Origin of the sequence: Thermorudis peleae, assembly GCF_000744775.1 — a bacterium.
GTDB lineage: Bacteria > Chloroflexota > Chloroflexia > Thermomicrobiales > Thermomicrobiaceae > Thermorudis > Thermorudis peleae.
In genome coordinates this window covers 1180716-1201396 of record NZ_JQMP01000003.1, presented here as the reverse complement: position 1 = coordinate 1201396, position 20681 = coordinate 1180716, and the positions used below count along the sequence as shown (strand labels likewise).

The window sequence follows — 20681 nt, the reverse complement described above, 5'->3', positions numbered from 1 at the left end:
CCTCCTGTATCACACGCACTCGTCCAATCACCTGTCATTCACGAAGGGGATTCTGTGCTTGCCATTGTCCCCCGTCAAGCGCGCGCAGGCTCAGCACTTGCGCCCTCACCCGCTGGCACTGGCGCATCGGGAATGAAACGAATGCGGACAGTTGTACCAGCATCTGAGGACATGATCGCGAGCTGTCCCCGAAGATCGACTTCCGTGAGCGTTCGGGCAATTTGCAGGCCCAGCCCACGACTAGTACGCAGATCAAAGGAGGGCGGAAGGCCATGCCCTGTGTCTTCGACCTCAAGCACTGCCCAATTCCCCTCACGCCGGCACCGTACAGCAACAGTTCCTTTTTCGCCCTCGTTGAAACCATGCCGAATAGCATTCGTCACAAACTCGTTCAGGAGGAGGGCAAGGATTGTTGCTTGTCGTGCAGACACAACGACCTCATCCCCACTCACGGACCACTGAATCCGTGGCTCATCACCACAGAGTGTATGCACGACCTCTGTCGTCACGGTCCGTGCCAGGGCCTCGACGCTCGTTCCCTCGAGATCATGGCCACTCAAGAGGTCGTGGACAATCGTTAAGCTACGGATACGGCTCACTGCTTCCTGCAATGGCTCACGCACTTCGGGCGCAGCTCGGCGAGCTTGGAGCGAGAGCAACGCGGCAACCGTCTGCAGGTTATTGCGAACGCGATGGTGCAGTTCGCGCAGCAATGCTGAGGCACGCGAAAGGCCACGGCGGGCTTCATCGTAGAGTTCAGCATTTTCGATAGCAATTGCCGCGGTATCAGTAAATGCGTGAAGCAACTGTGGCTGTGAGGGCTCTTCGGCATCCAACGGGAAGAGCAAACAGACTGCGCCCACTGCTCGACGACCGGTAATCATGGGTAAACTGTAGACTGTAACACCTGCACTTTCTAGCCGTTGCCAGATTGCCCGCCCTTCCTCGAGAACACGCGCGACAACCGCACGTAACGCCTCATCTAGTGGGGCACCAACACCTGCCACTTCGGGCGATTGAGCAAGAAGCTCAAGTTCTGCAGGACGGCTCCGTGGCCTCCGGTAAATCACGACAGCTTGCGCATTTGCTAAGGCAATCGCCTTCGTGCTGATCAACTCCAGCAACTGCTGCAAGTCAAGCGTTGATGCAATAGCACGCCAGAGTTGCTGCAGTAGCTCAAGTTGCGCGATTCGCCGTCGCAGTTCCTCGTCAGTCTGGCGATACAGTTGAGCATTTTCAAGGGCGATGCTGATTTCACCGGCTGCCGTCTCGAGAAAACTCAATTCTTCTGGAGTAAATTCGCGGCGTTCAAGGCTCATAAGATTTAGCACACCCAGCAATCCACCAGGCGCTCGCGCCGTCAGCGGCACAGAAACCTGACTGGCAAAGGGACGATTGTTCACATGGGGATAGTCAAGATAAGCAGGGTGATTGGGGGCATCAGCTGCCACCAACACCTGCTGTGTCACTGCCGCTTGGCCGGTAATACCAACGCCCAGTGGCAATGTGACCGATCCAGGAGGATGAGGATTGATTCCATCAGTTGCTCGGAGAGTCAGCGTGCCGGTTGCCTGGTCATAGAGAAAGATACTGCAGACATCGACATCAACCGTTTGCCGCAACACCCGCACCACGGTTGTAAGCATCTCATCGAGATTGAGACTCCGCGTTGCTGCTTGCATAATGCGGTGCAAGGCATGCAGGCGACCTACTGGTCCGGCTAAGGCTTCTGGACCTTGCATGCTCGCCGGCCGGCCTGCTGATCGTGCAAGTTCTGCGAGCGTTTCCCAGTCCTGATCAAGCATGGTCACAACCTCACTCAAGTCCTTTCGTGTTGATGGTACAATCCCTAGCAAGCAGACGCATACGCTGCGCACGTACGAGGGGTTTGACCAGATGCTCAGCCACAATGGCCTCGGCCAAAGGAATATGTCATCATCACCGACCCTACCGGTAGCACTCGGGGTCGTAACCGAAGGTAGCTTCAGTGGTGGGCTTACTGTGCGGCTCTTCCCCGATTGTCCCCCGGAACTCTTGCGAGTCGGTAGCTTTGTCGTCCTTGAAGGAGAACATCACCGCTATTTCGGCACGATCACTGATATCAAGCTTCGGACCACGGATGCCGCAATCTCCGCCGATCCACCATTCAGCGCATCTCGTTTTACCCGACGCGTATTGAAAGGCATTCAGGCATACGCAACAGTCGACGTTCGCCCCTCGCTGATGCTGCATGAATCTGCCTCACCCGTTGGGCGAGGCCCCCAGCCAATTCAGACTATTCCTGACCATTTCGCCTTGCTGCGACTGGCAAACCCGGATGACGTTGCTTTGGTTTTCGGCCAGCCTGATGACCAACATTTCGCCCTTGGCACTCCTCCAAGTATGGATATCCCGGTCCCCCTCGATCTTCAGCGGCTGATCCAACGTAGCAACGGTGTTTTTGGTCAAAGCGGTAGCGGCAAGAGTGTGCTTACCCGCTTGCTCCTCTTTGGCATCATCAAGGCAGATCTTGCCTCGGTGTTGCTCTTTGACATGCACAATGAGTATGCAAGGGCCCCCCACGACGAACCTTCGATCGTTGGGCTTGTTGACCTCTTTGGCCCTTCGCGCATTCGGCTCTACACCCTCGATGAACGACTTGCCCAACATGCCGGAAGCCGCACGATCCAAATCGGGTTGAATCAGATCGAACCTGACGACCTCGCCCTCCTTCAAGAGGAACTCAGCTTACCAGCTACGTTTCTTAATACGGCAGAGCTACTTTACAAGCAGTTTAAACACACGTGGATCAATAAGACACTCAGTATGTCCGACGACGACGCTGCAGAATTCTGCAAAGCAACGGGAGTGCACGCAGCATCACTTGATGCCCTGCGCTCACGGCTCCAACGCCTCGCGCGTCGATCTTACCTGCTGCCAGAGTTGACTAGTCCCTCGACACTTGATGACTTGCTTGCCAATCTCGAACGTGGTCAACATGTTATTCTGCAATTTGGCCGTTATAACGCATTCCTTGACTATATGCTCGTCACGAACCTTATTACTCGGCGGATCTACGAGCGGTATGTTGAGCGAACACTTACCTTCGATGGCAGCAGTGAGGGACGGCGCATTGTCATCGTGCTTGAAGAGGCACACAAGTTCCTTGCCCCCGAAGCCGCTCGCCAATCAATCTTCGGTACTATTGCTCGGGAAATGCGGAAATATCTTGTAACATTACTTATTGTGGATCAACGCCCTTCGGGGATTGACCCCGAAGTGCTCTCACAGTTGGGCACGAAGATTATTGGACCACTGGCTGACCAGCACGATATCGATGCAGTGCTTACCGGAACCGCTGACCGTAATCAACTCCGGCAATTCCTGACTAATCTCCAACCACAGCAGGAATGCCTGGTCATTGGTCACGCTGTTCCAATGCCGATCCTCCTCCGTACGCGCCAGTATAAGCGCGATGAGTTACTGGCTGAATTGCGAGCGTCAGGCAAAGCACCTGTTGATCCGCAGACAGCTCGTTCGCTACTTTATGGAGAGTAACCGTGCCGATTCGCTTACTTCACTTCGCAGACCTGCATCTCGGGATTGAAAATCACGGCTCGCTTGATCCAAAAACTGGGCTCTCGACTCGCGTACAAGACTTTCTCGCAACACTGGACAGATTGATTGACTATGCCGTTACCACCCCAGTCGATGCGGTCCTTTTCGCTGGGGATGCATTCAAAAATCGTGACCCCAGCCCGACACTGCAACGGCTCTTCGCCGAGCGGATCCGACGGCTCGTCGAAGCGCGTATCCCCACCGTGCTGCTCGTTGGCAACCATGACTTACCGAATGCCATACACCGTGCTACAGCAATTGATATTTACCAGGCCTTGGCTATTCCGGAGATCTATGTTGCCCGCACCATTACAACGCTCAATATTGCTGTCGCAAACACCCGGCTGCAGGTCGTTACCTTACCTTGGCAGCCCATCAACCAGCTCCTCACACATGATGACATTCGGGCGCTGTCACCGCTTGAGTTGGAACGTCGCTTTCGGGATTTGGTATCCCAATTAGTACAGGCAGAACTAGAAAAACTCGATCCAGCGTACCCCGCGGTGTTGCTTGGGCATCTTAGTCTCGAAGGGGCACGATTGGGCATCGAGCGCAATATCATGCTCGGCGCTGATATCTTCTTTAGTACAGCAGAACTTGGTCTTCACGCCGCACCACTTGATTATGTCGCTCTTGGGCATATTCATGCCCACCAAGTTATCAGCAGTTATCCACCAACTGTGTATGCTGGCAGCCTTGAACGGGTTGATTTTGGTGAGGAAAATGAAGAAAAGGGCTTTGTGGTTATTGACATTGGCGATGGGCCGTACCCGCGCGCTGTCTCATGGACCTTCCATCCTGTTCCTGCGCGCCCGTTCCTCACACTGCGCGTTGAACTGCGAGAAGATACGGCTGATCCCACAGCAGCTATTACCCGGACAATTACGCGGCATGCCGAACGCATAGCGGGAGCGATCGTCCGCGTTATCGTTACTGGCCCATCGCAGCAGCTCCGCACAATTCGACTCACCGACGTCCGCCGCCAGCTCCTTGAACACGGTGCATCATTCGTGAGCGCCATTCTTCGCGAAGAAACACGCGACCAGCCGAGACGCCTCGCAATCTCCGCGAAGGACGCGGTTGATCCTGCCACAGTTCTGCATCGCTGGCTTGAATTACAAAAAAGCCTGCCAGACAATCGCCGGCAGGCTATTCTGGAGCGCGGAAAAGCCATTATCGCGCAAGTACAGCAGGAGCTTTTGCTACAAGAAGACTAGTTTGCACCGAGATGTGTTTGAAACCAGCGAAGAATATGCTCCATATGCTCGACGCGGTGCCGCGGCTTACCCGAGCGCGTTAAGCCATGGCTCTCATTCGGGAAGCGGACAAACTCAACAGTTCGACCGAAGCGCTTCAGAGCAATGTAGAGTTGCTCAGCTTGCTCAATTGGACAACGATAATCCTGCTCAGAGTGGATGATCAGGAGCGGGGTTTCCATGTCTTGGACATAGCGGATTGGCGAGAGTTCCCAGTATCGCTCGGGCAATTCCCACGGTGTGCCCCCTAGCTCATATTCAAGGAAATGAAAACCGATATCGCTTGTCCCATACATGCTCACCATATTGCTCACGCAGCGCTGCGTGACTGCGGCACGAAACCGCTTGGTATGGCCGATCACCCAATTCGTCATGAAGCCGCCGTACGATCCGCCAAGCACGCCAAGTCGTTCCGGATCAACCATGCCAGTCGCGATCACAGCATCGACGGCACCCAGTAAGTCCGGCAAGTCAGCTTTTCCCCATGCCCCACGGGTACAGGAGAGGAACTTTTCACCATATCCTTGGCTTCCACGGGGATTCGTAAAAAGCACGATATACCCTTGGCCGGCAAGAACCTGAAATTCATGAAAATAGGCATGGCCATACATCGCATGAGGGCCACCATGAATCTCAAGGACCAATGGATATTGCTTGCCCTCTTCATAGCCAAATGGCTTGAGTACCCAGCCATGGATCGGTTGCGCATCCTCAGCTGCGCTGGTAAACCAATGCTCCTCAGGCACCGAGAGAAATACTCCGTCAAAGAAAGACGTGTTGACGGCGGTTAGGCGTTGTTCGGCTGAACCATCAGCAGCACACAGATAGACATCACACGGATTCAAGGGGTCGGCAACAGTGTAGGCAATCGTTTGCCCATCCTGACTCATGCTGAAATCGACAATACGACGCTTCCCGCCGAGCACGACCTGCTGGGCCGTCCCATCCAGAGCAAAGCGATAGAGATGCACACTGCCTTGATCGCTCACTTGCGCATAAATCCATTGTCCATCGGGCGACCAGACAAGGCCGGGTTTCGTGCTTGCCGCAGTATCAGTAAGGAGGCTATCTTCAACTGCACGATCAAGCGTCTCACTTAGGCATTGCAGGTCGTTGCCTCCAAGCGACGCGACCCATAAGCGGTCATTCCGCGCCGAGCCAGCCCACGGCTCCTGGTGGCCAGTGAATGCAATCCGCTGTCCATCAGGAGACCACGAGGGTCGGTGGAAGTATGCGCGCTCACCTGTTGCAACAGGCACTATTGTCTTGTCTTCGAGCCGCAGTGCCCATATCTCGCTAACTGTATTGCGCTCACGATCCGCAGTACGATTGGAAACAAAGGCAAGCCATTGTCCATCAGGCGACCATACTACCCAATCGTGATCGTATGCCTCTTCCGTAACCATTTGCGGCTCACTACCATCAAGCGGCACGATCCAGATCTGTCGCTTTCGGTCGCCGACAAAGCCAGGATTTCCATCGCTGCGATACCGCGTCCAGGTGATATGCACAACATCAGTTGAGGGTTCTTGCTCAGCCGGTACCTTGCTGACGACAGCCAATCGTTGTCCATCTGGAAACCATGCAAACCAGGTCACCGCCTCCTTCAAGGCTGTTACCGGTTCGGCCTCGCCGCCATCAACCGCGATACGCCAAACCTGGTCGGTACCAGAGCGATTGCAGAGGAACGCAATCACTTTCCCATCAGGCGACCACCGCGGTGAGCTGACGCGTGTATCAGGACGCGTCAGACGTCGTCGCATTTGGCCATCACGGGAAAGAAGCCAGAGTGAGGAGCGATAGTCATTTGCCTCACGATCAAGGCGAGTCTCGACGTAGGCTACCCATTGACCATTGGGAGCAATCTGCGCGTCACTGACCAACGTGATGTTGTAAATGTCCTCCGGCGTGAGCGGCCGCTTCTCAGTCACCACTTCCCTCCATTCACCTCCACGCGTTCGTCACGCCCCAACAGGCACCTACGATCGTAACGCACAGTAACACATGAGGGAACCCGCATAGTCACCACGACGCGTGTTCCCTCACGCTTTTGGACAAACTGGTTCCGTATGCAGGAGTGATCGTGCTATTTTTAGTGGCTCACAAGCTCGTCAAGGCCCCGCTCGCGTAAGAGCAAGGCTCGCAGTCGTTCCTGTAGTGCAGCACGTTCACGTACGTACGTTGATTCATCAATCTCGCCAGCATCCCGCTGCATGTCAAGGCGATTTAAGGCTGCGGCTAATTCAAGTCGTTCATCGTCGGGCGAAACCTCGCGAGGTTCAGCCTCAGTTGCTTGCGAACCAGCCGGTGCAGTATGCAGTTGTGTACGTCGGCGCTGGAGCACTAAGAGCAGCAAGATAAGCGCGACAACAAAGCCAGCGCCCCCAATTGCTCCAACGATCGCGAGCGTGACCGTCTGGCTCAGCCCACCACCCCCAGCTCGCGGAAGCTTGCTGACCGTAATAACCAGACGATCGCCAACAATCGGCGCATCAACGGCAAGAACGTGATAGTCAACACCACTGACATTAACGGTCCCGTTATCGAAAAGGGACCGCGAAGAGAGGTCATAGGTCCCGTTGCGGACGAGGACACGGAGTGTGCCGGTTGGCATTGCTGTCCCAACTGCGAGTGTCGCTTGTGTTCCGTTGTAGGGAACTGCATAGCTGAGCACAAGATTATGGGTTCCAGGAGGTACTGGCCCAGTTGTTACCAGCGTGCCGTTATCCAGCCGAGGTTGGCCAAAATCAACTGCAGGGTCAGCCTGTGGGCTAATCTCCTGTGCTCCTTCGGGCAAAGGAATGCGCAAGACTGTGCCAGTATCATCACCAATATAGGTATGATCGCCAGTATTGGTGACAATAATAATGTCCATGATTTCCAACAACCGTTGCTCAGGCACCGCACCGGCGATCACAAGGGAACGCGAATCGATACGAACTGTACTGGCATCGCGAGATGTTTCATACACCGTAATATCAGCAGTCTGACTAGGGTTCTGGGTAAGTTGCAGCATGGAGCTGACATATTGAACGCCTTTATAGTTCACAACTGCGATATACGCTTCACCATCAACAACAGGTAGTCCGGAAAATGCAAAATGTCCTTGCTCATCCACTGTCGCGGTATACTGCTGCACGAGATCAGCACCATTGAACCGGCGCAACGTTACGGTCAGACCGGCAACACTTCCGCCTCCTGGCGTGCCGTTCTTCACTGTGCCTTGGATCGTACCGGTATCAGCTGCAAGTGCATGCGTTCCACCGACTGACCACAGAAGCGCCACAGCAAGGAGAGAGAGGACGATTCGTCGCATCCCACCACGTCCTTACTGAATGCGAGCACCCACGTGCTCCCTGCCAAGTGTAGCGCATACGAGCAGGCGTTTTATGCCGTAGCAGCCGAAGCCTGCTGTTCAGCCCCATATGCTCGGTCAAGCACTTCCAACAGGTGGAGGACAGGAACCTCAGCACCACGTTCACGGAGCCCAGCCTCAAGTTGCAGCATACAGCCAGGATTTGCTGACACAATGACATCAGCACCGGTTGCAAGCGCATTGCGCAGCTTGCGGTCGAGTAACGCCGAAGCCATCTGTGGTCGCAGGAGATTGTAAATTCCAGCGCTACCGCAGCATAACGAAGATTCAGCCATCTCAATAAGCTGCAGACCTGGAATTGCGCCAAGCAACTGACGAGGCTGCTGCGTAATGCGCTGGGCATGTGCAAGGTGACACGGTTCCTGAAGCGTCACCCGCCATGGCAATGGGCCAGGCGATACGCTCAGCCCTCGTTCGACAAGGAACTCAATGGCATCGCGTACTTTGCTTGCAAAGCGCTGCGCTCGTTCAGCATAGCGATGATCTGCGCGCAGGAGTTGCGGATATTCCTTCAGCATGGCACCACAGCCGGCGGCATTCACAATAATCGCATCAAAATATGGGCTCTCAAGTGCATCGATATTCTGCCGGGCAAGAATTCGCCCAGTTTCTGGCTCTCCACTATGGACATGCAATGCTCCACAACACCCTTGACCAGGTGCAAGGACAACATCAAAGCCATTACGCGTCAGCACTCGAATCGTCGCCTCATGGACATGGGCATAAGCCGTGCTCATCACGCAGCCAGTGAAAAGCGCGACACGTCCGCGCCGTTCCCCTTGTGCAGGATAGAACTGACCCGTAGGAACAACAAAATGCTGGCTTATCGTCGGCATGAGCGACTCTGCATGTTCCAAGCCAAGGAGCCGCAGGATCCCAGAGCGTCGCACCAACGATCGGAGGGGCGATCGTTGGTACAGGCGCAACATCCGGTTCGCCAACCGAAACCGTGTCATGTTCCGGAGCAATACCTGAAAGCCTACAAAGCGAAAGAGTCGCTCTTTGAAGCGCTGAGGGCGATGCTGCACGATTTGTGCGCGCGATGCCTCGACAATCGCGCCATAGTGCACGCCTGACGGGCAAACGGCTTCACACGCGCGACAGTTCAGGCATAAGGTCATCTCCTCTTCAAAAAGCGGATCAAGCAAATCGAGTCGCCCCTCAGCGACAGATTTCATTAACCAGATGCGCCCTCGGGGAGAGGAGCGTTCACGTCCAGTGATGCGATAGGTCGGGCAGGAGGGTAAGCAGAATCCACAGTGCACGCATTGCCGGATGAGATCAAAATCCGGCGCATCTTTACCATGAAAACCATGTACCACCCGCGTATCTGGGGCTTCCGTCGCAACTGCCATCGTCGTGGCACCTTCCTACAATTTTCCGACGTAGCGGCCAGGATTGAGGACAGCACTCGGATCGAACGTTGCCTTGAGCGCCCGCAACACAGCAAGACTCGCTGGACTGCGACCAAAGACATCGATGCCTGCCTTGAATGCAGCTGGAGCACGCAAAAGCGTGACATGTTGCCCAAGGGTACACAGGCGCTCCCACAATCGCTGGAAGGCTACGGGAGGCAGCTCATCGTCAATCGTCACGTACCCAAGTCCAGAGCCAACATCAAGAACAAGCGTCGGATGCACCCTGACAGCAGTACAGGCAGCTTCAATCGTTGGGATGATGTCACTGAACGATGACGGGCGTTCGCCAATCCGAACGCGGAGCCCCTGCTCACAGGGGGCAGCGTCGATGAGACTTGCAACGCGTGCCCAGTACTGCTCTGTTTGCTGATCGTCCAACACCCACTCTCGGCCACCATGCTCACGCACGAGCGCAGAAATCCGTTCAGCCTGTCGTTCCACGGCTTGGGGCGGGCCCTCACAACGCAACGCGACGCTCCAGCCTTCAACGTGTTCACCAAGAGTGCGCTGCGCCGAGGCATTGAGCACAATCAGCGCCGTTGGAGCCAATTGCGACGTTCGGACTGCCATTGCTAGGTCAGCCGCTTGGTCAAGTGTTGCATAGCCAGCAAGCACTGTCCGCTGTGCTCGTGGTGCAGGCAAGACCTTGAAATTCACTTGCACAATCACACCAAAACTGCCAAGTGCACCGTAATGGAGGCGCATCATGTCATAACCGGAAACATTCTTGACAACCATTCCTCCACCACGAGAGAGTTGGCCATTTGGGAGGGCGACTGTAATACCGATGAGAAGATCTCGCAGCGAGCCATAGCCATAGCGTCGTGGCCCTCCCAACCCTGAGGCGACTAACCCACCAATGGTGGTACGTTCAGGGGTCGCACAGTCGAGTGGAAGCATCTGCCCATGACGGCCAAGCTCGCGCTGTAGCGTGGCAACAGTTACCCCAGCCTCGACCGCGACAGTAAGATCGTGAGGTGTGTAGCTGACGATATGGTTAAGATGGCGAAGGTCGAGCGCAAGATCGAATGCGCGGGGAACATTCCCAAGGCCAATGTGCGTTCCACCGCCCCAGGGAACAACGGCTAATCCAGCTTCGGCGGCCACATGCAATACGTCACGTAACGCATCAATGGTCAAAGGGGCAAGTGCAAGCTGGGGAGTGAGCCCGTCAAGCTGATACGCTTGCGGGTCAAGGACTTCACCGAACTGCGTTAACTGCTGCAAGACTGGAGTCGCCGCCATTGCCCGCTCGCTCACTTTCATTTACACATATTCAAGCCCCAGGCGACGCGCCTGCACCTGCTGGTAGTACTGATTCACTTCACCACACGAGAAGCCGGAGGGGAAGACCTTTTCGGGATTGAAAAGCTCACGCGGATCAAAGCTGCGCTTGAGTCCAGCCATTGCACAGAGATCTTCAGTAGTAAAGACTAGCGTCATATAGTCGCGCTTCTCGAGGCCGATACCATGTTCCCCAGAGAGAGTACCTCCAACATCGACGCAGTACTGCAGCAAGTCAGTGGTTGCGCGTAAGACGCGCTCAATGGAGCCCGGCTGATAGCGGTCGAAGAGGACCAGCGGATGCAGGTTGCCATCGCCAGCATGGAAAACGTTAGCAATCTGCAAGCGATAGTCACGGCTGAGATCTTCGACATAGCTCATTGTGTCAGGCAACTTGCTTCGTGGCACTGTCGTATCAACGAGGTAATAGTTGGGAGCAAGCCGTCCCATGGCACCTAACGCCGACTTCCTCCCGAGCCAAAGCAGGTCACGCTCTTGTTTGGTGCGTGCTATGCGTACTTCAGTTGCTCCGTGGACTCGGCATAGCTCTTTGACCTGCTCGGTATGTTCCGCCACAATCTCGGCTAAGCCATCAAGTTCGATCAAGAGCGCGGCGCCTGCCTCAGTCGGATAGCCTGCATGAAAGGCCGCTTCGACAGCCTGAATGGTCAAGTGATCCATCATTTCAAGGGCAGCTGGTAGCATGCCAGCGGCGATAATCCCCGAAACCGCCTCTGACGCCGAGCGAATATCGGGAAATGCTGCGAGGAGTACATTGACCGTTTCAGGAAGCCGAGTCAGGCGCACAAGCACCTTGGTTACAATCCCAAGCGTACCTTCAGAACCGACCAGAATACCAGTCAAATCACCGGGGGATTCAGGAGCAGGGCTCCCGGTCCAGATTCGATCGCCATTAGGCAAGACCACTTCAAGTCCAAGGATATGGTTCGTGGTAACGCCATACTTCAAGCAATGTGGGCCACCCGAATTATTGGCGACATTACCGCCAATTGTGCATGCACGCTGCGATGCAGGATCAGGAGCAAAGAAATAGCCGCGCGGCTGCGTAAAGGTACTCAACTCCAGGTTAATGACCCCAGGTTCAACAATCGCATAGCCATCTCGTTCGTTGACTTCGAGAATGCGGTTCATCCGGGTCAGCACAACCAGAATGCCGCCACGAGCTGCTACAGCAGCGCCAGCAAGTCCAGTACCCGCTCCGCGCGGGGTAATGGGAATACCTTGCTCGACAGCAAATCGCACAACAGCCTGCACCTGCTCAGCCGACGTCGGTAAGACAGCGACATCGGGTCGGTGGTTTCCGGCAAATGCCTCATCCGAGCCATCGTACTCATACACGAGTAATTCATCTGGATCAGCGATGACTCCGTCTGGTCCAACAATGGACCGGAGCCGATCAACGAGCTCTTGTTTCTCCATCGCGCCGGGCTCCTTGCCATTCACTATTGTGGCGTTCTTGCCGCAAGTATGCGGCAAACTGGCCATCGGCGCAATAGCACAAAAAACTTCGTACGTACGCAAAAGATCTTGGCAACCGCGTGGCTTTGCGGCATACTCAAACAGAGAGTTGCAGCGCGCCAGACCAGATAGGAAAGGAACAGATATGGCCCAAGGATACTGGATTGTCGTCGGCTCACCAGAGAACTTCGAAGCCACGCGAGCTCATGGCTTTACAATTCAAGGCTTCAAGAGCCGGCATCGCAAGAAGGTTGAACAAATGCAAGCGGGCGACAAACTCGTTTACTATATTACTGGGGAAAAAGCCTTTGCCGCGATCGCCACAGTAACATCGTCGATGTTCGAGGATCATACAGTTATTTGGCGGAGCCGTGATCCCAAGAAGGCAGCAGAAGACTACCCCTGGCGTGTCCAGATCAAACCAGATATTGTGTTACCACCTGGTCAGTATGTTCCGGCGGAACCTCTTGCCCGCCAGATGGCATATACAGCCAAATGGCCGGCCGATCACTGGACCCTTGCCTTCCAGGGGAATCTGCATCGTATCGACGAAGGGGACTTTCAGCTGATTCACGCCGCGCTTCGCGAAGCGCATGCGCTTGTTTCATAATTAACTGCAGGCAGGTCATTCATCGTGACCTGCCTGCCCGTTTCCCAGCAACTGGGCAAAGAAGGACAACGAAGTTATTGATCACAGCATTGCTATTCGCGCGCGCTCGATACGGTAGCGCCTTTTTCCTCGTTCGCGGGTGGCAGTTGCACTGATATCACAGACTCGCTGGTGGGCTGAGATAGGCGCCGCCCTTGGCCGCGCGGGAACACGAGACGCCCGCCGATAAAGCGCTCACGGCGGCGTTCAGCTTCGAGGATACGAGCACGGCCAACAAGCACATCGGTTAGACTCACCATTCCCTCTACCTGCTTAGGATTGTCACGCCGTACCACTGGGAAACGCGTTAATCCTGTCTCAGCCATACGATACACCACTACCCGCAATGGCTCATCAGGATAGGCCACAACCGGATTAGTTCGAATGATTGCGGAAATTGTTGCTGGTTCCTGGCCGTCACGTGGCAATGATCGTGCCGCAGTCAGTACATCATTCCGAGTAACCACGCCAATCAAGGAACCATGCTCATCAAGTACCGGGAAAAGGTGTTGGCCACGAGGTTGTGGTTCTTCTGTGATGCGCCGTGCAAGATCTGCCACAGGAGCATTGGCGGGCAAGACAACGATATTGCGGCGCATAACCTCACGGACGAAAACAATTTCGAGCGGATCGACCGCGTACTCTCGGCTGAGATGATAGCCACGACGCGCTACCTTTTCAGTCAAAATCGAGCGGCGGAGCGTAAGAACGGTGAATCCATGCGCAATTGTTGCGCCAAGGAGAAGTGGTAGGAGCAGATGGACATCATGGGTGAGCTCGAGGACAAAGACGACCGAAGTGAATGGCGAGCGCATCGTGCCGCCGAGAGCTGCCCCCATTGCGATAATAGGCCAAAATCCAGCTCCTTCCGCAGGAAATACCAGCGATTCAAGTCCGCCCAGCGCACCACCCATCATCAGGAGAGGGGCAAGAATGCCCCCGGATGTACCAGAACCGAGCGCAATTGCCCATATTGTTGACTTGACCAAGAGAATGCCAAGGAGAAGACGAAGCGTATAGTTGCCGTTGATCAACTGGCCGATCACGTCATAGCCGACGCCAAGCGCAGGCGGGAAGATAAGGCCACCAATGCCAATTACTAAACCTCCGAACAGTGGCCACCACATCCAGTGAATCGGCAACGCGCGGAATGCATCTTCAGCTCCATAGACTGCCGCTGTTAATAGTGCAGCCAACGCGCCACCAAGCACACCAGTTACTACTACCCCGCCGAGACACACCAATGCTGTACAGTCGCTATGGGGCGGCGTTGGGAAGAGCGGAGGAACACCGAGGATCCAGGTACGCACCATTTCCGCCACAACAGCCGCGAGGGCTACCGGCACAAAACTACGCGGCTTCCATTCGAACAGCAACAGTTCGACCGCCAGCAATACTGCCGCAACGGGTGTACCAAATACTCCGGTCATGCCAGCGGCTGCCCCGGCTACGAGCAGCGTCCGCCGCTCAGCACTGGACAAGCGGAAGCTTTGCGCAATCAACGAACCAAATGCTCCGCCTGTCATGATGATCGGCCCCTCGGCACCAAATGGTCCACCTGAGCCAATCGAAATCGCTGATGAGATTGGCTTCAGGATCGCTACTCGGGGCTGAATGCGACTTCCATTGATCAAAATTGCTTCAATTGCCTCGGGGATACCATGACCGCGAATGCGCTCGGAGCCATACCGAGCCATGAGTCCAATAATCAGCCCTCCGATGACTGGCACAATCACAATCCACGGCCCCAGTACAGCATCGCTTGGCGTCACAAGCTTGGTACTCAAACGAAGAAAGAAAAAGAGGTTTGTAAAGAAGCCAATCAGGCGTAAGAGCACCCAAGCCACACATGCACCGACGCCCCCAACCACAAGCGCAAGGAGCGAAATTGGCACAATGCGCCATGTTGTCGTGAAATCCCCAAGAACGCTTCCATCTTCCGGATAGCCAAGACGATGCAGGAACTGGCTTATCCAGCTTCGCCATTCTGTTTGGCGCATCACGCGTTGTTCCTCCCCATTTCCAGTCACGCCTTCCCCTGCTGGATCACGAGAGCTCATGCTGTGCCCGGTCCGCAATACGGCTTAGCGCGGCAATCAAACGCGGCGCAGTCTCTTGTAACTCCTGCCAGTGAAACGCGCTCAGTTCTTCGAGTAGTCGCTCGCCAGCAGGCGTTAACCGCACATAGACCTGTCGTCGGTCACGTTGACTACGCTCACGGCGGACAAGGCCACGCTGTTCGAGCCGATCAACCAGTTCAACCACGCTGTGATGCTGAAGTTGTAAGCGCTCAGCCAACTCGCTAATTGTTGGCTCGTAGTCCGATGGCAATCCTCGGATCGCAAGGAGCAGCTGGTGTTGCTGCGGCTCAAGCCCAACCGCTCGCGCTGCCTCCTCGCTACGCCTGAGGAACCGGCGGAGCTGATAGCGGAACTCGGCAAGTGCCTGGTAGTGCTCGTCCTGCAGCTTCATCGCCACCCCCTCAATTATATCGTAATACGATATAATTGACATGACAAGTGTTGTAGGCTGGTAGCGGTTGGAGGATCATGAAGCCATGAATGAATCCAGAAAATCACAGAGTGGTGTCCGCCCCCTGCATATTATCGCGGCCATTGCGATTGGGGCTGCTGTTTCGCTTCTTGCCCTTCTTCCGCCAGGCATTCACTTCGTTACCGGCATCTTCGGCCCGATTATTGGGGGCTTTGTTGCCGGTGCAGTGCTACGGCTGCGGACAAGCGAAGCCGTGATTCTTGGCATCGTCCTCGCGCTCGGCATCGGCTTGCCTGCTCCGTTTCTCCTTCGGATGCTTCATATTTTGCCTCGCCTCGAGACCGCTGCGTTCATTTTCTTTGGCATTTTTGGGGCGCTCTACATCGGGGTATTCAGTATGACTGGCGCATACCTCGGCGCACTGGCAAGCCAGCGACGCCGTGTTGCCTAATGGGTCAGGGTTGACATGTATGATAGAAAACGGACGGCGAGGAAAGGATGGGGTGGGCAATGGGATATTGTCCGCGATGTGGCGAAAATCCCCCTTGGGGAATCAACCGTGTACCAACCAGTACGGCCCGCGCCCGTCGGCCCGTGCGAATCCATGTGAGCTCGCCGATCGTTCGTATCCCGGCTTCGATACAAGATGGAGAACGTATCCACTATGGCGGTACGCTGTTCACTGTCCGCCGTCATGGTGACATCATCGAACTCCATGCAGTGACCCATTAAACCCATTAAAAGCAAAACCCAGCGGCTGGATGGATAACTCTCCAGCCGCTGGGTTGTTCGTGGAGATGGGGGGAGTCGAACCCCCGTCCAGAGCGTTCAGCCGAGGATATCCTACAGGCTTAGCCAGTGTTCCCATATCCGCTGGCAAGCTCCCACTGGCAGGATCTTGCTCAGCTACGCCGGATGAAATCTGTAGGTGTGCTCGCACCGGCATTGAGCACACAGCACCCCGGTTTTGCGACGCCTGCTCCTCGCCCACCGGGGAAGGGCTCGGGCAGACGTGGCCGCTCAGTTAATTAGGCGGCCAGAGCCAGTTCAGGCTCGCCAGTTACTTTGCTGCCCCTTTTTACGAGTTCGTGGGCGACCTCGGCCTGCAATCCTCGCACCTACAGCCCTGTCGAAACCGGTCATCCCCAGGTCTCGACACAAGTACAGCGCGTCACTTCGCGCAGCACACTCCAGTATACAGCAATCCTCTTCCGTGTGTCCACTTCCTCTCCATCTCATTGTCCATCAAACAGACAACGCTGGCGCTTTGTAAGTAATCCAGTCGCTATCCAGCCAAGCCCACAACGCGAGTAGAACCAACATTATGAGCCAGTGCAGCAACCCAAGCGACCAGGAAGGTGTGAGCAGAGGAAACGGACAAATAGCTGGACAGCAGGTCGCTTTTAGTATCCATGACATACCGCAACGGAGTTAACCCTCTCAACCGAGCAATGATGGCGCTTCGTGATTATGCATATGCAGGAGAGAAAATTATCAACAATCTGGAAAACGTCTCCGCCCCAGCACTGTGCCGTAGACGTATCGACCTTAGTTGCGAGACGGGCGTTACCACCGATGTCGCAGTGCTCGTTCCATTTCACGCTGAGCCTCACGCTCGGCGATCACCGCACGCTTGTCATACTTCTTCCGGCCCCGAGCAATACCCAAATCCACTTTTGCTAATCCATGCCGAATCGCTAACCGGAGTGGCACGAGAGTATACCCCTTGGCCTCAGTCTTACTACGGAGGTAGTCCAACTCGTTGCGATGCACTAATAGCTTCCGCGGGCGATCGGGATCATGTTGGAAGCGACCGCTGGCCTGCGCGTAGGGCGAGATGTGCGCTCCAATGAGCCAGAGTTCACCATTCTCAATACGAGCATAGGCATCACGAAGATTTACCCGGCCAGCCCGGATTGACTTAATTTCCGAGCCAGTTAACTGAATTCCGGCCTCAAGCTCTTCTTCAATGTCATAATCGTGAAACGCGCGACGATTAACGGTGATAACGCGCTCATCTGATCGCTGGGATGGTGTTGTCCCTTTTGCCATACCCCCTCCGCGTTTTTCCATCAGGTGTTGCCGCGTCCAGACACAACGCAGAATGATCCTTCGAGTATACTTCGGCACATGAATGGCATGGTGGATCCATACGAGCGCATCGCACTGTATTATGATCTCGAGTTCGAGGATTTTGCCGAGGATATCGACCTCTACTTGGCTTTTGCCCAACGGACTGGATCTCCAATTTTAGAACTCGGCTGTGGGACAGGTCGATTACTCCTTCCGCTCGCGCGAGCAGGGTTTACGGTTGTCGGGGTTGACCGTTCCCCTGCCATGCTTGCCCGTGCACGACAACGGCTCCATGCCGCTGGTTTTGCTGACATCGCTTTGTATCAAACTGATGTCGTACATCTCGAGCCACTTCCATCAGGAACATTTCGGTTAGCTATCTGGGCAATTAACGGATTCCTGCACCTGCTTACTTTGGAGGAACAGCGTCAAGCCCTCAGCGAAGTGCACCGGGTTCTTGTTCCTGGTGGGTTACTGCTTCTTGATGTGCTGCACCCAACCCCCTCCCAGCTTACCAGTTGGGATGGGCGAAGCGAACTTGAAGGACCATGGCATCGTGCGCCAAATGAGCTGGTATACCGGTGGAGTACCCGCCGTGTCATTGCTGCTGAGCAACGCATCGCCGTTACGCTTCTCTATGATCGACATCCGGTCAGCGGAGGTCCGGTTTCGCGTGAGGCAGTCGAGTATCAGCTTCGTTATGTGCATCGGTACGAGTTAGTATTGCTCCTTGAAGAAACGGGCTTTGCGCTTGAAGCGGTATATGGCTCATACCAACTCGATCCGCTCGTTGACGAGAGTCCGATTATGTTAGCAGTTGCACAAGCACAGTAGCAGCAGACTGTCATATACTCCACCTGTTGAGCGTCGTGTAGCGCTGCAAGGAGTACTGGGGCAGCACGATGTCCATGATTGAGCAAGACCTGAGCAGCCGAATTCGCCAGCGCTCACGCCAGTCGGGTTTGTTCATCGCCATAACGCTTGTGATCACCATTGCTGTCGCCTTGTTCGCATTTATTTGGGCATACGTCCGACTTGATCCACTCTTTCGTGACTTCGTACCACGAGCGCCAGTCGTTACGCCGACAACGGCAACACGTTCAGCGACGCTGCTTGCAAGCCCCACGCCAATCCCAAGTACGGCTTCCACGCCAACACCCTCACGCCCTCCGGCAACACCAACGGCAGCGGCGTGGAAAGCCACGCATCGCGTCGCTGGTAACGAGGCGGTGAATCTGCGAGCAGGCCCGGGAACAAACTTCGACGTTGTTCGTGTCCTCGATCCAGGAACTCCGCTTCAGTTTTTGGGAGAAACCCAGCAAGCTGGAGGAGCAACGTGGCTCCATCTTGCACTCCAGGACGGCACCCAGGGGTGGATCCGCAGTATTGACCTTGAATCGCTGAATCCCTAGACACGAAGCGAGGGAACCATGCAACGTGTGACGATTATTGGCCTTGGATTGATTGGCGGTTCGATTGGGCTTGGCCTCCGACGATGGGCAAGTGACGGCGGAAAACGACCGGCAACGCTTGAAGTCATTGGATTTGATATCGATTTAGCCCATCAGCAATATGCAAAAAAGATTCACGCCGTCGACCGAACTGTTTGGCGACTCAGCGAAGCTCTTGAGCAGGGCGACCTGATCATCCTTGCAACACCAGTCAGCACATTTCCCGAACTGTTTCACGCCATCGCTGATCATGCTCGTGAAGGAACGGTTGTTACTGATACAGCGAGCACAAAAGCGGCAGTTCTGAATTGGGCAAAAACCATCTTGCCGCCAACGATCCCCTTCGTCGGTGGACATCCAATGGCTGGCAAAACCCAGAGTATTGAGGGTGCCGATGCCGACCTGTTTCAGGGCGCAACCTGGTGTGTGAGTCCACTTGTAACCGCGAGTGAGACAGCAATTCAAACGGTCCTTGGACTCATCAGTGCACTCGGAGCCGAACCGCTCTTCATCGATCCCGAGGAACACGATAGCTACGTTGCAGCAATTAGCCACGTTCCATTTTTGTTAGCTGTCGGTCTCATGCATACAGTGAGCCAAGACCCCGCATGGCGGGATATCCGGAAACTCACGGCCAGCGGCTTTCGGGACGCCACACGCCTCGCCGGGGGGAGCCCCGAGATGTATCGCGACATCTGTGCCACGAACTCGCAGCAGATCGTCCGATGGCTCGACCGAACGATTACCGAGCTTTCACACCTTCGCGACCTCATTGCCCAAAACACTGAAGAGGCACAACAAGAGCTCCACCAACTCTTTGTCTCTGTGCGCGATGCCCGTGCTGAGTGGGCTACGCAAGAACGTCGGCCAGGCGAACTCACGCAGCAGACCGCGAATGAGCTCGCCTCGCTCTCCCTCGGCCAACAAATGCAGCAGATGTTCCTTGGGAGCCTCTTTCGGCGTCCACGGGTTGACACCCGCCAGTCACGGCAGCCGCCAAGTCAGCGTCGTGACGACGAACGCGCGGCAGAAGAGCGGTCTTAAGGCACAATTTGCCATTCATGCGGTAATTGATAGGAGTAGAGGACAGGCGTTGGCTGACCGGAGCGCCGAATACGACCTCGATCCTCACGTAACAGCGCGCCATAGGAATTGACGAGCTGGACGATGCGGCGTGCCTTCAAGTTATAGAGAACTAGTCCTAATCGCGCCGGACGCAGACTCAGATCACGTGTCAGGTCATCAAAGACCCGAAATGGCGGCAGTGTATCAGGAGACTGCCGCTCGACAACGGCTTGAAAGGCCGACAGATCATCGGGCGTATTGTGTTCATCGAAAATAGCCAGTCCCCGACGGACCTCGCTAACAAAATCGGGATCATACGGCCGGGTAAATTCAAGCAAGTCCTGCAGCGTGCGAGGGTTGCGGCTGCACGCTGCAGCAAGCATCTTGATCACATGACCCGGTCCGAGAAAGCTCGTTGCCCCATTGGGATCAACAACGGTAAAACGCACAAGTGAGCTATTCATCACGAGGAATGGCCTCCCAAATGACATGTTTCTACCGCCTTTGCCGTTGGGCAAAGGCATTGGCAACTGTACCATA

At 55.3% G+C, this 20681-nt stretch carries 18 protein-coding genes and 1 other RNA gene; 8 read left to right on the top strand and 11 right to left on the bottom strand.

The genetic code is table 11. The annotated features are described in order from the left end of the window. Positions 1–74: 74 nt before the first annotated feature. Complete coding sequence (locus N675_RS08470; protein ID WP_231577982.1) at positions 75–1805, bottom strand: sensor histidine kinase; 1731 nt, start codon at positions 1803–1805, stop codon at positions 75–77. 91 nt (positions 1806–1896) lie between these two features. Between N675_RS08470 and N675_RS08465 the strand changes: the two genes are divergently transcribed. Further along, positions 1897–3537, top strand: coding sequence for a helicase HerA domain-containing protein (locus tag N675_RS08465; RefSeq protein ID WP_231577981.1), 1641 nt, complete (start codon positions 1897–1899; stop codon positions 3535–3537). 2 nt (positions 3538–3539) lie between these two features. Next, positions 3540–4814 carry a metallophosphoesterase family protein gene (locus tag N675_RS08460; protein WP_231577980.1) on the top strand — a complete coding sequence of 425 codons (1275 nt, stop codon included), beginning with the start codon at positions 3540–3542 and terminating at the stop codon, positions 4812–4814. On the opposite strand, the gene N675_RS08455 is transcribed toward N675_RS08460, so the two are convergent. The 5 genes from N675_RS08455 to N675_RS08435 all read right to left on the bottom strand — a co-directional run bounded on the left by N675_RS08455 (position 4811) and on the right by N675_RS08435 (position 12371). Continuing rightward, entirely contained in the window at positions 4811–6784 is a 1974-nt protein-coding gene (locus N675_RS08455) for a S9 family peptidase (protein WP_038038972.1), read from the bottom strand. The two genes, N675_RS08460 and N675_RS08455, sit on opposite strands and share 4 nt — an antisense overlap. 161 nt (positions 6785–6945) lie before the next feature. Beyond that, positions 6946–8169 (bottom strand): transthyretin-like family protein, encoded by a 1224-nt coding sequence (locus tag N675_RS08450; protein ID WP_038038971.1) that lies wholly within the window; start codon positions 8167–8169, stop codon positions 6946–6948. Between the two features lie 71 nt (positions 8170–8240). Further along, positions 8241–9584, bottom strand: a complete 1344-nt coding sequence (locus N675_RS08445) for a (Fe-S)-binding protein (protein ID WP_038038970.1) — start codon at positions 9582–9584, stop codon at positions 8241–8243. A 15-nt stretch (positions 9585–9599) separates the two neighbouring features. Then, the gene (locus tag N675_RS08440; protein ID WP_038039642.1) at positions 9600–10892 is read right to left on the bottom strand and encodes an FAD-binding oxidoreductase; all 1293 of its coding nucleotides are present in this window, start codon (positions 10890–10892) and stop codon (positions 9600–9602) included. 21 nt (positions 10893–10913) lie between these two features. After that, positions 10914–12371 carry an FAD-binding oxidoreductase gene (locus N675_RS08435; RefSeq protein ID WP_038038968.1) on the bottom strand — a complete coding sequence of 486 codons (1458 nt, stop codon included), beginning with the start codon at positions 12369–12371 and terminating at the stop codon, positions 10914–10916. 184 nt (positions 12372–12555) lie between these two features. On the opposite strand from N675_RS08435, the gene N675_RS08430 reads away from it, so the two are divergent. Then, positions 12556–13020, top strand: a complete 465-nt coding sequence (locus N675_RS08430; protein ID WP_038038967.1) for an EVE domain-containing protein — start codon at positions 12556–12558, stop codon at positions 13018–13020. 92 nt (positions 13021–13112) lie between these two features. Here N675_RS08430 and N675_RS08425 read toward each other — a convergent pair whose 3' ends face one another. Together N675_RS08425 and N675_RS08420 are read right to left on the bottom strand one after the other, a co-directional pair. Then, positions 13113–15059, bottom strand: a complete 1947-nt coding sequence (locus N675_RS08425) for a chloride channel protein (RefSeq protein WP_081886953.1) — start codon at positions 15057–15059, stop codon at positions 13113–13115. 46 nt (positions 15060–15105) lie between these two features. Then, entirely contained in the window at positions 15106–15531 is a 426-nt protein-coding gene (locus N675_RS08420) for a MarR family winged helix-turn-helix transcriptional regulator (protein ID WP_038038966.1), read from the bottom strand. An 85-nt stretch (positions 15532–15616) separates the two neighbouring features. Here N675_RS08420 and N675_RS08415 point away from each other — a divergent pair, with 85 nt between their 5' ends. Together N675_RS08415 and N675_RS14345 are read left to right on the top strand one after the other, a co-directional pair. Continuing rightward, a complete protein-coding gene (locus N675_RS08415) occupies positions 15617–16003 on the top strand; it encodes a hypothetical protein (protein ID WP_038038965.1) in 387 nt (128 codons plus the stop codon). A 47-nt stretch (positions 16004–16050) separates the two neighbouring features. Next, positions 16051–16284 carry a hypothetical protein gene (locus N675_RS14345; protein WP_156100851.1) on the top strand — a complete coding sequence of 78 codons (234 nt, stop codon included), beginning with the start codon at positions 16051–16053 and terminating at the stop codon, positions 16282–16284. A gap of 57 nt (positions 16285–16341) precedes the next feature. On the opposite strand, the gene ssrA is transcribed toward N675_RS14345, so the two are convergent. Together ssrA and smpB are read right to left on the bottom strand one after the other, a co-directional pair. Then, positions 16342–16699, bottom strand: a transfer-messenger RNA (tmRNA) gene (ssrA, locus tag N675_RS14080). Between the two features lie 419 nt (positions 16700–17118). Then, entirely contained in the window at positions 17119–17604 is a 486-nt protein-coding gene (gene smpB / locus N675_RS08410; protein ID WP_051914484.1) for an SsrA-binding protein SmpB, read from the bottom strand. A gap of 87 nt (positions 17605–17691) precedes the next feature. On the opposite strand from smpB, the gene N675_RS08405 reads away from it, so the two are divergent. From N675_RS08405 to N675_RS08395, 3 genes are all read left to right on the top strand, one after another. Beyond that, entirely contained in the window at positions 17692–18459 is a 768-nt protein-coding gene (locus tag N675_RS08405) for a class I SAM-dependent methyltransferase (protein ID WP_038039639.1), read from the top strand. Between the two features lie 74 nt (positions 18460–18533). Next, positions 18534–19037: an SH3 domain-containing protein gene (locus N675_RS08400; protein WP_038038964.1), complete on the top strand. Its 504-nt coding sequence runs from the start codon at positions 18534–18536 to the stop codon at positions 19035–19037. A gap of 18 nt (positions 19038–19055) precedes the next feature. Then, complete coding sequence (locus tag N675_RS08395; protein ID WP_038038963.1) at positions 19056–20120, top strand: prephenate dehydrogenase; 1065 nt, start codon at positions 19056–19058, stop codon at positions 20118–20120. On the opposite strand, the gene N675_RS08390 is transcribed toward N675_RS08395, so the two are convergent. Then, positions 20117–20632, bottom strand: coding sequence for a hypothetical protein (locus N675_RS08390; RefSeq protein WP_231577979.1), 516 nt, complete (start codon positions 20630–20632; stop codon positions 20117–20119). The genes N675_RS08395 and N675_RS08390 overlap by 4 nt on opposite strands. Positions 20633–20681: the final 49 nt, after the last annotated feature.

What these genes read in the sequence shown, in the direction of transcription:
- N675_RS08400 (WP_038038964.1), top strand. Translation starts at nt 18,534, where the DNA reads ATGATTGAGCAAGACCTGAGCAGCCGAATTCGCCAGCGCTCACGCCAG.
- N675_RS08430 (WP_038038967.1), top strand. Translation starts at nt 12,556, where the DNA reads ATGGCCCAAGGATACTGGATTGTCGTCGGCTCACCAGAGAACTTCGAA.
- smpB (WP_051914484.1), bottom strand. Translation starts at nt 17,604, where the DNA reads ATGGCAAAAGGGACAACACCATCCCAGCGATCAGATGAGCGCGTTATC.
- N675_RS08420 (WP_038038966.1), bottom strand. Translation starts at nt 15,531, where the DNA reads ATGAAGCTGCAGGACGAGCACTACCAGGCACTTGCCGAGTTCCGCTAT.
- N675_RS08465 (WP_231577981.1), top strand. Translation starts at nt 1,897, where the DNA reads ATGCTCAGCCACAATGGCCTCGGCCAAAGGAATATGTCATCATCACCG.
- N675_RS08395 (WP_038038963.1), top strand. Translation starts at nt 19,056, where the DNA reads ATGCAACGTGTGACGATTATTGGCCTTGGATTGATTGGCGGTTCGATT.
- N675_RS08470 (WP_231577982.1), bottom strand. Translation starts at nt 1,805, where the DNA reads ATGCTTGATCAGGACTGGGAAACGCTCGCAGAACTTGCACGATCAGCA.
- N675_RS08440 (WP_038039642.1), bottom strand. Translation starts at nt 10,892, where the DNA reads ATGGCGGCGACTCCAGTCTTGCAGCAGTTAACGCAGTTCGGTGAAGTC.
- N675_RS14345 (WP_156100851.1), top strand. Translation starts at nt 16,051, where the DNA reads ATGGGGTGGGCAATGGGATATTGTCCGCGATGTGGCGAAAATCCCCCT.
- N675_RS08450 (WP_038038971.1), bottom strand. Translation starts at nt 8,169, where the DNA reads ATGCGACGAATCGTCCTCTCTCTCCTTGCTGTGGCGCTTCTGTGGTCA.
- N675_RS08435 (WP_038038968.1), bottom strand. Translation starts at nt 12,371, where the DNA reads ATGGAGAAACAAGAGCTCGTTGATCGGCTCCGGTCCATTGTTGGACCA.
- N675_RS08405 (WP_038039639.1), top strand. Translation starts at nt 17,692, where the DNA reads ATGGTGGATCCATACGAGCGCATCGCACTGTATTATGATCTCGAGTTC.
- N675_RS08415 (WP_038038965.1), top strand. Translation starts at nt 15,617, where the DNA reads ATGAATGAATCCAGAAAATCACAGAGTGGTGTCCGCCCCCTGCATATT.
- N675_RS08445 (WP_038038970.1), bottom strand. Translation starts at nt 9,584, where the DNA reads ATGGCAGTTGCGACGGAAGCCCCAGATACGCGGGTGGTACATGGTTTT.
- N675_RS08425 (WP_081886953.1), bottom strand. Translation starts at nt 15,059, where the DNA reads ATGCGCCAAACAGAATGGCGAAGCTGGATAAGCCAGTTCCTGCATCGT.
- N675_RS08390 (WP_231577979.1), bottom strand. Translation starts at nt 20,632, where the DNA reads ATGTCATTTGGGAGGCCATTCCTCGTGATGAATAGCTCACTTGTGCGT.